This window comes from Acidovorax sp. (genome assembly GCF_046294525.1).
Taxonomy (GTDB): domain Bacteria; phylum Pseudomonadota; class Gammaproteobacteria; order Burkholderiales; family Burkholderiaceae_C; genus Acidovorax.
The window spans coordinates 50,697-59,694 of record NZ_JBKBKQ010000026.1; the positions used below are offsets into that span (position 1 = coordinate 50,697).

The window sequence follows — 8,998 nt, forward strand, 5'->3', positions numbered from 1 at the left end:
CCGCCATGCGCATGCGCAAGAAATCAGACTTTCCGCAAAAGCAGTGCTTGCAATGCGGCCTGCCCTTCACCTGGCGCAAGAAGTGGGAGAAGGTGTGGGACGAGGTGAAGTACTGCTCGGACCGCTGCCGCAGCGAACGCAAACGCACCGGCAAGGGCGCGGGGGAGGGCGCCACATGAGCACGGTGCTGTTCTGGTTTCGTAACGACCTGCGCCTGCATGATCAGCCCGCGCTGCGCGCAGCGCTCACCAGCGGTGCCACCCACCTGCTGCCCGTGGTGTGCCTGCCTGTGCCTGATGAGACCACCCCCTGGGGCTTTGCCCGTGTGGGCGCACACCGCCGCGCTTTCACCGCCGCAGCACTGCGCGGTCTGCATCAGCAGACGCGTGCATTGGGCAACCCGCTGCTCATCTGCCAAGCCCCGCCCACTACCGCCCTGCCGCACTTGGCCCAGGCCTTGGGTGCCACCACCGTGGTGTGCGAAGACATGGCCGCCCCCTACGAACAGGCCGAGGTCGCCGCCCTGCGCGCGGCAGGCCTGCAAGTGCGTACCGTATGGCACAGCAGCCTGCTGCACCCGGCCGACATGCCCTGGCCTGCCTCTGACCTGCCCGGTGTGTTTACCAGCTTCCGCCAGAAGGTCGAGCGTGCAGGCATCACCCCCGCTGCACCACTGCCAGCACCCGCCCGGCTGCTGCCGCCGCCCCAAGTGCCTGCGCCAGTGCTGCAAGCCGTGGGGGCAGAGCAGGGCGCTGCCAGCATCCAGCAACCCACACCGCCCCAGGGCACCGATGCCCGATCGTCCTTCCCCTACGGAACGCCTGCTTGCGATGGCTGCGAGGCGGCCGCGCTGGCCCACCTGGCGCAGTACCTTGCCCGCAAGCTGCCCCACAGCTACAAGGCCACGCGCAACGGGCTCACGGGGCTTCATTACTCCAGCAAGTTCTCGCCCTGGCTGGCCACGGGGGCACTCTCGCCGCGCCAGATCTATGCCGATCTAAAAACCTTTGAGCGCGACCACGGTGCCAACGATGGCAGCTACTGGCTGTGGTTTGAGCTGCTGTGGCGCGACTACTTTCGGCTGCTGCACCTGCAATACGGCGCGGCGTTGTACCGGGCGCGTGGGCTGTCAGAACTGCCGCCCGCCCCACACAACCCGCGCGGCTTTGAGCGCTGGTGCCGGGGCGAGACCGGCCAGCCGCTGGTCGATGCCGCCATGCGCGAGCTGGCCGCCACCGGGTATCTCAGCAACCGCCTGCGCCAGGTCGTAGCCAGCTATCTTCTTTACGACCTGCACAGCGACTGGCGCGCAGGAGCAGCGTGGTTTGAATCGCAACTGGTGGACTACGACGTGTACAGCAACCAGGCCAACTGGCTCTACATCGCCGGGCGTGGCACCGACCCGCGCGGGGGGCGCCGCTTCAACCCCATCAAGCAGGCGCAAGACCACGATGCCGATGGCAGCTACCGCCGCCTGTGGGGCACGGCATGACCACGCCGCCGCGCACCCACACGTTGCGCCTGCTGCTGGGTGACCAGCTCAACCCCGGGCATTCGTGGTTTGCCACGCAGGACGAAGGCGTGGTCTATGTGCTGATGGAAGTGCGGCAAGAGACCGACTATGTGCTGCACCACGCGCAAAAAATCCTCGCCATCTTTGCTGCCATGCGCGACTTGGCCCGCCACCTGCGCGAGGCAGGGCACCGCGTGCGCTACGTGGCGATGGATGACGCCAGCAACCGCCAGTCGATCCCCGCCAATCTGGCCGCCCTCGTGGCCCACTACGGCGCGCACACGCTGCAATACCAGTACCCCGACGAATGGCGGCTGGACGAGCAACTGCGCACCTGGGGTACTGCGCAGCGCTCCAGCCCGCAGCCCTTTGCCGTGCAGGCCGTCAGCAGCGAGCACTTCTACACCACCCGCACCGAAATGGCCGAGGTGTTCCAAGGCCGCAAGCAGTGGCTCATGGAGCATTTCTACCGCCGCATGCGCCAGCGCCACAGCGTGTTGATTGACGAAGCTGGCGAGCCCGCAGGTGGCCAATGGAACTACGACCACGACAACCGCAAGCCCTGGCCCGGAACGCCTGCATTGCCGCCCGACGCCCGCCCCACGCACGACCACAGCGCCCTGTGGGCCACCATCCAAGCCGCAGGTGTGCAGAGCTTTGGCAACCCGCAGGCCCATGCACTGCGCTGGCCGCTGAACCGGGCCGAGGCGCTGGCGTGGCTGGATCACTTCATCACCACCACGCTGCCGCACTTTGGCGCGTATGAAGACGCGATGAGCACGCGCAGCAGCAGGCTCTTCCACTCCCTGCTGTCCTTCGCGCTCAACACCAAAATGCTGCGCCCGCACGAGGTGGTGCAACGCGCCCAGGCCGCCTACCACGCGGGCGCCGCGCCCCTGCCAGCGGTGGAGGGCTTTATCCGTCAGATATTGGGTTGGCGCGAATACGTGCGCGGCATCTACTGGGCCCACATGCCCGGCTACGACGAGCGCAACGCCCTGGGCCACAGCACACCCCTGCCAGATTGGTTCTGGACGGGCAAGACCCGCATGCGCTGCATGCACCACGCCGTGGGCCAGTCGCTGGAGTTTGCATACGCCCACCACATCCAGCGCCTCATGGTCATCGGCAACTTTGCGCTGCTGGCGGGGCTTGACCCTGCCGCTGTGCATCGCTGGTATTTGGGCGTGTACATCGACGCCTTTGAATGGGTGGAAGTGCCCAACACCGTGGGCATGAGCCAGTTTGCCGACGGCGGCCTGCTGGCTACCAAACCCTACGTAAGCAGTGCCGCCTACATCGACCGCATGAGCGACTACTGCAGCGGCTGCCACTACGACAAAAAACAAAAAGTGGGTGAGCGCGCGTGCCCGTACAACGCGCTGTATTGGGACTTTTTTGCGCGCAACGAAGGCACGCTGGGCAACAACTTCCGCCTCGGCATGGTGTACCGCCAGTTGCAGAAGATGCAGGGCCCGCAGCTCGATGCGTTGCGTGAGCATGCGGCCAGCTTGCGCACGCGGCTCGATGCGCTGTAGCCCGCTTGCCGAACTACCCAACGACACCTTCACCGCAGAGCCAAGCCATGTCTCAAGCTAAGCCGACCGCAACGCCGTTCACATGTTTGCAGTCGCTGCCTGATGGCTACCGCGCCCTCGTCATCGGTGCGACCGGCGCCATCGGCAGCGCCTTCCTCGCACACCTGCAGTCCGACCCGCGCTGCGCCTTGGCTGTGGGGCTGGGCCGCCACACCCAACCGGCGGTGGATTTGGATGACGAAGCCACCATTGCCGCCGCCGCCCACCAGCTCAAGGCCCAGGGCCCGTGGCACTGCATCATTCACGCCGCAGGCCTGCTGCACGGCCCCCACGGCATGCCCGAAAAGCGCCTGGGCCAGTTGAACTACGCGCAGATGGAAGCCACCTTCCGCACCAACACCTTCGGCCCCGCTCTCGTGCTGGCCCACTTTGCACCGCTGCTGCCCAAGCAGGGGCGCGGCCTGCTGGCTGTGCTCTCGGCCAAGGTGGGCAGCATTGACGACAACCGCCTGGGCGGCTGGTACAGCTACCGCGCCAGCAAGGCCGCGCTCAACATGCTGGTCAAAACGGCATCCATCGAAGTGGCCCGCACCCACCCGCAGGCCGTGCTGGTGGCGCTGCACCCGGGCACCGTCAACTCGGCGTTGTCGGCCCCGTTCAATGGCGCAGAAATCGGCCGCCCGGCGGCGGATGCGGCGGGCGACATGCTGCGGGTGCTTGACGGGCTGCCGGTGGAGGAAACGGGGGGCTTTTACGCGTACAGCGGCGACAAGCTGCCCTGGTAGCCGCCCCGGTGCGTGCAAGGCGGTTTGCTATGGTTTTGATACCGAAGGCCCAATACAGTCGTGCGGTAGCGGCCTATTTCATCTGAATTTTGTAGCTCAAAGGCCGCTCACACCGCCTCATACGCCCCCGTGCCCCCCGGCCACGCTGTCAGCACCTCAAAGCCGCTGTCCGTCACCGCCACCATGTGCTCCCACTGGGCCGAGAGCGACCGGTCCTTGGTCACCACCGTCCAGCCATCGGCCAGCTCCTTCGTTTCGCGCTGGCCTGCGTTCAGCATGGGCTCGATGGTGAAGACCATCCCCGCTTCCAGCCGCAGCCCCTGGCCGCGCCGCCCGTAGTGGAGCACCTGCGGCTCATCGTGGTACACGGTGCCAATGCCGTGGCCGCAATACTCTCGCACCACGCTGAAGTTCTCGCGCTGCGCCACCGTGGCAATGGCGTGGCCCACATCGCCCAGCGTGGCGCCGGGCTTGACTTCGCGGATGCCCGCGCACAGCGCCTCATACGTGGTGCGCACCAGCCGCTGGGCCAGCACGCTGGGCGTGCCCACGCAGAACATGCGGCTGGTGTCGCCATACCAGCCGTCTTTTTCCACCGCCACATCAATGTTCACGATGTCGCCCTTTTTCAGCACCTGCTGGGGCGAGGGGATGCCGTGGCACACGACATGGTTCACCGAGGTCAGCACCGTCTTGGGATAGCCCAGGTAGCCCACATTGGCAGGCCGTGCGCCCTGCACGTTCACGATGTGGTCGTAGCACAGGCGGTCCAACGCGTCGGTGGTCACGCCCGGCACCACATGCGGTTCGATCATCGCCAGCACCTCGGCCGCCAGCTGCGCCGCCCGCCGCGCCATCACCAGTTCTTCGGCCGAGCGGATCGGCACCCCACGGTCCGCGCGGGCCATCAGTGCGGCTGCTTTCTGGCGCGTGCGGTGGGAGCAGCGTCTGCAGCAGGCTTGCTGTCCAGCTCACCCCGCGCCGCCAGCGCCACATCCAGACCACCCGCCAGCTCGGCCCGCACCAGCATCTGGCAAATCTCGCGGTGGTCCAGGTCGGGGTACATCTCGGCCAGCATGCCGACGCGCATCCAGTGCTCGGCCTGGGAGTTGATGGAACGGCTCAGCGCCGTGCTGGCCAGACGCAGGTTTTCGTGCATCTGGTCGGAGATTTTGACTATGCCCATGGGGTGCTGCCTTTAAGCGAAACGTATTTGAATTGTATATGTTTCGCGTATTCTGAGTTTGCCCATGTGGCTCTGGGCCTCCAGCCGAACTTTGCAACGGGATTTCTTCGCCGCGCTTTGATTTCTCAGCGTTCCACTCCAATCGCAAACTTCCGTAACCGATACGCCATCGTCGCCCGGCTGATCCCCAGCAACCGCGCCGCCAGCGCCACATTCCCCCCCGCGCTCTGCAACGCCTGCCGCAGCATCTGCTCTTCCGCCTGGTGCAGCGGTGCCACCACCGGGGCAGCAGCTGGCGCAAGCGCCACACCAGCCCGTGCACTTGCTGCTGCAGCGGCTTGCGGGGCCTGCACCGCGCCTCCCGCACCCGCCACTCCCTGCGCATGCAACGTCCCCCCGCTGTTCCCTTGCAGGTGCAGCGACATCACCCCGCCGCCGCTTTGCTCGCCCCCCGCAAACAAATGGTGCGGCTCAACCGGCTCCCCATCCGTCGCCAAAATCACTGCCCGCTCAATCAGGTTCTGCAGCTCGCGGATGTTGCCGGGAAACGGGTAGTGAAACATCGCCTTCACAGCCGCCTGGCTAAAGCCCGGCACCTGCCGCTGGTGCTTGCGCTGGTAGTGGGCCAGGAAGTGGCTCATCAGCAGCGGGATGTCGTCGCGCCGCTCGCGCAGCGGGGGCAGGTGGATGGGGAAGACGTTGAGGCGGTAGAACAAATCCTCGCGGAAGGTGCCTTCGCGCACGGCCTGGCGCAGGTCCACGTTGGTGGCGGCCACCAGGCGCACGTCCACGCGCACGGTGCGGGTGCCGCCCACGCGCTCTACCTCGCCTTCCTGCAGTGCGCGCAGCAGCTTGCCTTGGGCCACCAAACTGAGCGTGCCGATTTCGTCAAGGAAGAGAGTGCCGCCGTGGGCGCGCTCAAACCGGCCGGGGCGCGATGTGCCTGCGCCCGTGTAGGCGCCGCGCTCCACGCCGAAGAGTTCGCTCTCCACCAGCGTCTCGGGGATGGCCGCGCAGTTGATGGCCACAAAGGGCTGGCTGCTGCGGGGGCTGATGCGGTGGAGCATGCTGGCAAACATCTCCTTGCCCACGCCCGATTCGCCGGTAAACAGCACGGTGGCGGCGGTGGGGGCCACGCGCTGCAGCATGTGGCAGGCGGCGTTGAAGGCGGATGAGGCACCGACCATGGTGGTGTGGTTTGCGGGGGCAGGGGATGCATCCGACGCCGTGCGCTGCGGCACGCCCAGGTAGGTGGCGCGGCGGGCCTTGCCCAGCAGCTTGTCGGCCAGCGCGGCGGGCGGGGTGCCCACAAAGTCCTGCGCGTTCAGGTAGAACAGGTCTTGCTCGGGGTCGTCCCAGCGCTCGGCGGACTTGCCCACCACGCGGCAGTGCGCCGCGCCGGAGGATCGGCACTCCACCTCGCGGAACACCACCATGCGGCCGAACAGCGTGCTCACGTAGCCCGTGGCATAGCCCACCTGCATCCAGCACGCGGGCGAACCGCCCACGCCATAGGCGGCGATGTGCTCGTCGTCTTCGCTGGAGTTGTGCCAGATGAACTCGCCGTCGTATTCGCCCAGCTCGGCGTTGTAGCGGGCATGCACCACCTCCACCTGCACCACGCCCTCCAGCGCGTGCAGGCGGGTGCCCGCCATGGCGGCTGCGGTGGGTTCTGCGTCGGGCCATTGCTGGCGCACCAGGCGGGCGTCGCGCGCGCCGCTCACATAGCCAGCGCGGGTCAGCAGGCCGCGTGCCTTGTCCAGGCCAATGCTGTCGATCAGCTCGCGCCGCAGCGACCCCAGGGCCTGGGAGTGCAGCAGGATCATGCGCTGGTCCTGCAGCCAGATGCGCCCGTCGCCGGGCGAGAAGAACAGGCATTCGCTGATGTCGGCCACCGTGGGGTGGGTGTGCTGGCTGATGCCATGGGTGTCAAACCCGCCCAGGGCGCGGGGGGCTTCGGCAGGCACGGTGCCCAGCAAGGCCTGGCCTTGGCCCACGGCGGTGCGGTGCAGGTCGGCCAGAGAGACGCGGCGCTTCGGCATGGGGTTCTCCGGTGGTGAATCAAAAGTTCATCAAAAAATGATCATTTGATGAATTTATGTAGTGTCATTTGTTTATGAATGGTAACTATTTGGTGCCCAAAAGTCGCCCACGCCAGGCGTGTTTGGGCCTAGGGAAAGTCCGTAGCGTTCCCTCTCAAAAAGCCCGTGTTTCAGGCGTTTGGGGCCTGGTGGCAGGCGGGGCTGGTACGCCCGTTGCAATTTCAGAGCACGCCGCTGCAGCCATGCGGTGGGTTTTGATTTCAACCAAGGAGCAATGCAATGGGTGTTTCAGAAAAACCAGGCCTGCTGGACAACCGCCTGTGGGCGGGCAAGGCCTTTGATGGTGCGTGGGCTACCGCTCTGAGCACGGCGCGTGATGCGGTGGAGCCTGCCACGGGCCAGGTGCTCAGCCGCGTAGGCATTGCCAGTGCGGCCGACATGCAGGCCGCCATTGGTCGTGCGCAGCAGGCGCAGGCCGCGTGGGCGACCACGGCGCCGCGCGAGCGTGCGGCCGTGTTCCACCGTGCGGCCAGCATTTTTGAGCAGCACTTTGATGAGCTGGCCCTGGCCATTGCGCGGGAGACGGGCGGCATCGTGCCCAAGGGCCAGCACGAGGTGCGCGAAGCCATCACCCTGTGCCACTTGGCAGCAGCCTTACCCATGCAGGCCCAGGGCCAGGTGCTGCCCAGCACGCCCGGGCGCCTGTCCATTGCGCGGCGCGTGCCGCACGGGGTGGTGGGCGTGATTTCGCCGTTCAACTTCCCGCTCATCCTGGGCCTGCGCTCGGTGGCTCCGGCGCTGGCGCTGGGCAACGCGGTGGTGCTCAAGCCCGACACGCGCACGCCAGTGAGCGGCGGCTTCATCATGGCCCGCGTGTTTGAAGAGGCGGGCCTGCCCGCGGGCCTGCTGCAGGTGGTGCCCGGCGACGCCGAGGCGGGCGAGGCGCTGGTGGTGGACGAGCGCGTGCCCATGATCGCCTTCACCGGCTCGCCCACGGTGGGCCGGCGCATTGGCGCGCTGGCGGGCCAGCACCTCAAGAAGGTGTCGCTGGAGCTGGGCGGGGCCAACAACCTCATCATCCTGGAAGACGCCGACCCGGACGCCGCAGCCAGCGCCGCTGCGTTTGGCGCATGGTTCCACCAGGGGCAGATCTGCATGGCCTCCAACCGCATCCTGGTGCACGAATCGATTGCCGACGCCATCCTTCAACGCCTGGTAGGCAAGGCCACGCACCTGCCGGTGGGCGATGGCGCGAGCGGCCAGGTGGCCCTGGGGCCGATGATCGACGCCAAGCAGCTCGAGCGCTTTGACCGCGTGATCCACGACAGCATCCAGCAGGGCGCCAAGCTGGAGGCGGGCGGCACCTTCCACGGCCTGTGTTACCAGCCCACGGTGCTCTCCGGCGTCAAGCCCGGCATCCGTTCGTTTGACGAAGAGCCCTTCGGCCCCGTGGCCAACCTCGTCACCTTCCGCACCGACGACGAGGCCGTGCAACTGGCCAACACCAGCCAGGGCGGCCTGGCCGCCGCCGTCATCAGCCCCAGCGTGGGCCGCGCCATGGCCATCGGCCAGCGGCTGCGCGCGGGCATGGTCCACATCAACGACCAGACGGTGAACGACGAATGCACCAACCCCTTCGGCGGGCCGGGCCTGGGCGGCAACGGCAGCAGCGTGGGCGGGCCGGCGGACATTGACGAGTACACGCAGTGGCAGTGGATCACCGTCAAAGACACAGTGCCCGCGTTCCCGTTCTAGCCCGCCCCGGACCGTTCACCCTGAACCTGGCGAAGCCCCGCGCAGCCGTTGTGCCCCGGCTTCGACAGGCTTGTATGGTTTGGCTCCCATCAACCAACCTGTAAGAAAGGGCGAGGAGCCGGGATGTAGGGACATCGACAGGCATCGGCAGTTGCTTCAGACCCAACCGACCGACACAC

General features: G+C 66.9%; 8 protein-coding genes. 5 read left to right on the plus strand and 3 right to left on the minus strand.

All coding sequences use genetic code 11. The features are described from left to right. Positions 1–5 precede the first annotated feature (5 nt). From ACK4HJ_RS19175 to ACK4HJ_RS19190, 4 genes are read left to right on the plus strand one after another with little or no spacing between them, the layout of a single operon-like run. On the plus strand, positions 6–179 hold the full coding sequence (locus ACK4HJ_RS19175; RefSeq protein ID WP_409834525.1) for a DUF2256 domain-containing protein: 174 nt from the start codon (positions 6–8) through the stop codon (positions 177–179). Beyond that, on the plus strand, positions 176–1,492 hold the full coding sequence (locus tag ACK4HJ_RS19180) for a DASH family cryptochrome (RefSeq protein WP_409834527.1): 1,317 nt from the start codon (positions 176–178) through the stop codon (positions 1,490–1,492). The genes ACK4HJ_RS19175 and ACK4HJ_RS19180 overlap by 4 nt, the downstream gene beginning before the upstream one ends. Further along, the gene (locus tag ACK4HJ_RS19185; RefSeq protein ID WP_409834529.1) at positions 1,489–3,051 is read left to right on the plus strand and encodes a cryptochrome/photolyase family protein; all 1,563 of its coding nucleotides are present in this window, start codon (positions 1,489–1,491) and stop codon (positions 3,049–3,051) included. The genes ACK4HJ_RS19180 and ACK4HJ_RS19185 overlap by 4 nt, the downstream gene beginning before the upstream one ends. A gap of 47 nt (positions 3,052–3,098) precedes the next feature. Next, positions 3,099–3,836, plus strand: coding sequence for an SDR family NAD(P)-dependent oxidoreductase (locus tag ACK4HJ_RS19190; RefSeq protein WP_409834531.1), 738 nt, complete (start codon positions 3,099–3,101; stop codon positions 3,834–3,836). A gap of 107 nt (positions 3,837–3,943) precedes the next feature. Here ACK4HJ_RS19190 and map read toward each other — a convergent pair whose 3' ends face one another. From map to ACK4HJ_RS19205, 3 genes are all read right to left on the minus strand, one after another. Then, positions 3,944–4,744, minus strand: coding sequence for a type I methionyl aminopeptidase (gene map, locus ACK4HJ_RS19195; RefSeq protein WP_409834533.1), 801 nt, complete (start codon positions 4,742–4,744; stop codon positions 3,944–3,946). Further along, a complete protein-coding gene (locus tag ACK4HJ_RS19200) occupies positions 4,744–5,022 on the minus strand; it encodes a ParD-like family protein (protein WP_409834535.1) in 279 nt (92 codons plus the stop codon). The genes map and ACK4HJ_RS19200 overlap by 1 nt, the downstream gene beginning before the upstream one ends. Before the next feature lie 125 nt (positions 5,023–5,147). Then, complete coding sequence (locus ACK4HJ_RS19205; protein ID WP_409834537.1) at positions 5,148–7,064, minus strand: sigma 54-interacting transcriptional regulator; 1,917 nt, start codon at positions 7,062–7,064, stop codon at positions 5,148–5,150. Positions 7,065–7,343: 279 nt separating this feature from the next. Between ACK4HJ_RS19205 and ACK4HJ_RS19210 the strand changes: the two genes are divergently transcribed. Further along, the gene (locus ACK4HJ_RS19210; RefSeq protein ID WP_409834539.1) at positions 7,344–8,819 is read left to right on the plus strand and encodes a benzaldehyde dehydrogenase; all 1,476 of its coding nucleotides are present in this window, start codon (positions 7,344–7,346) and stop codon (positions 8,817–8,819) included. Positions 8,820–8,998: the final 179 nt, after the last annotated feature.

What these genes read in the sequence shown, in the direction of transcription:
- ACK4HJ_RS19210 (WP_409834539.1), top strand. Translation starts at nt 7,344, where the DNA reads ATGGGTGTTTCAGAAAAACCAGGCCTGCTGGACAACCGCCTGTGGGCG.
- ACK4HJ_RS19200 (WP_409834535.1), bottom strand. Translation starts at nt 5,022, where the DNA reads ATGGGCATAGTCAAAATCTCCGACCAGATGCACGAAAACCTGCGTCTG.
- map (WP_409834533.1), bottom strand. Translation starts at nt 4,744, where the DNA reads ATGGCCCGCGCGGACCGTGGGGTGCCGATCCGCTCGGCCGAAGAACTG.
- ACK4HJ_RS19185 (WP_409834529.1), top strand. Translation starts at nt 1,489, where the DNA reads ATGACCACGCCGCCGCGCACCCACACGTTGCGCCTGCTGCTGGGTGAC.
- ACK4HJ_RS19190 (WP_409834531.1), top strand. Translation starts at nt 3,099, where the DNA reads ATGTCTCAAGCTAAGCCGACCGCAACGCCGTTCACATGTTTGCAGTCG.
- ACK4HJ_RS19175 (WP_409834525.1), top strand. Translation starts at nt 6, where the DNA reads ATGCGCATGCGCAAGAAATCAGACTTTCCGCAAAAGCAGTGCTTGCAA.
- ACK4HJ_RS19205 (WP_409834537.1), bottom strand. Translation starts at nt 7,064, where the DNA reads ATGCCGAAGCGCCGCGTCTCTCTGGCCGACCTGCACCGCACCGCCGTG.
- ACK4HJ_RS19180 (WP_409834527.1), top strand. Translation starts at nt 176, where the DNA reads ATGAGCACGGTGCTGTTCTGGTTTCGTAACGACCTGCGCCTGCATGAT.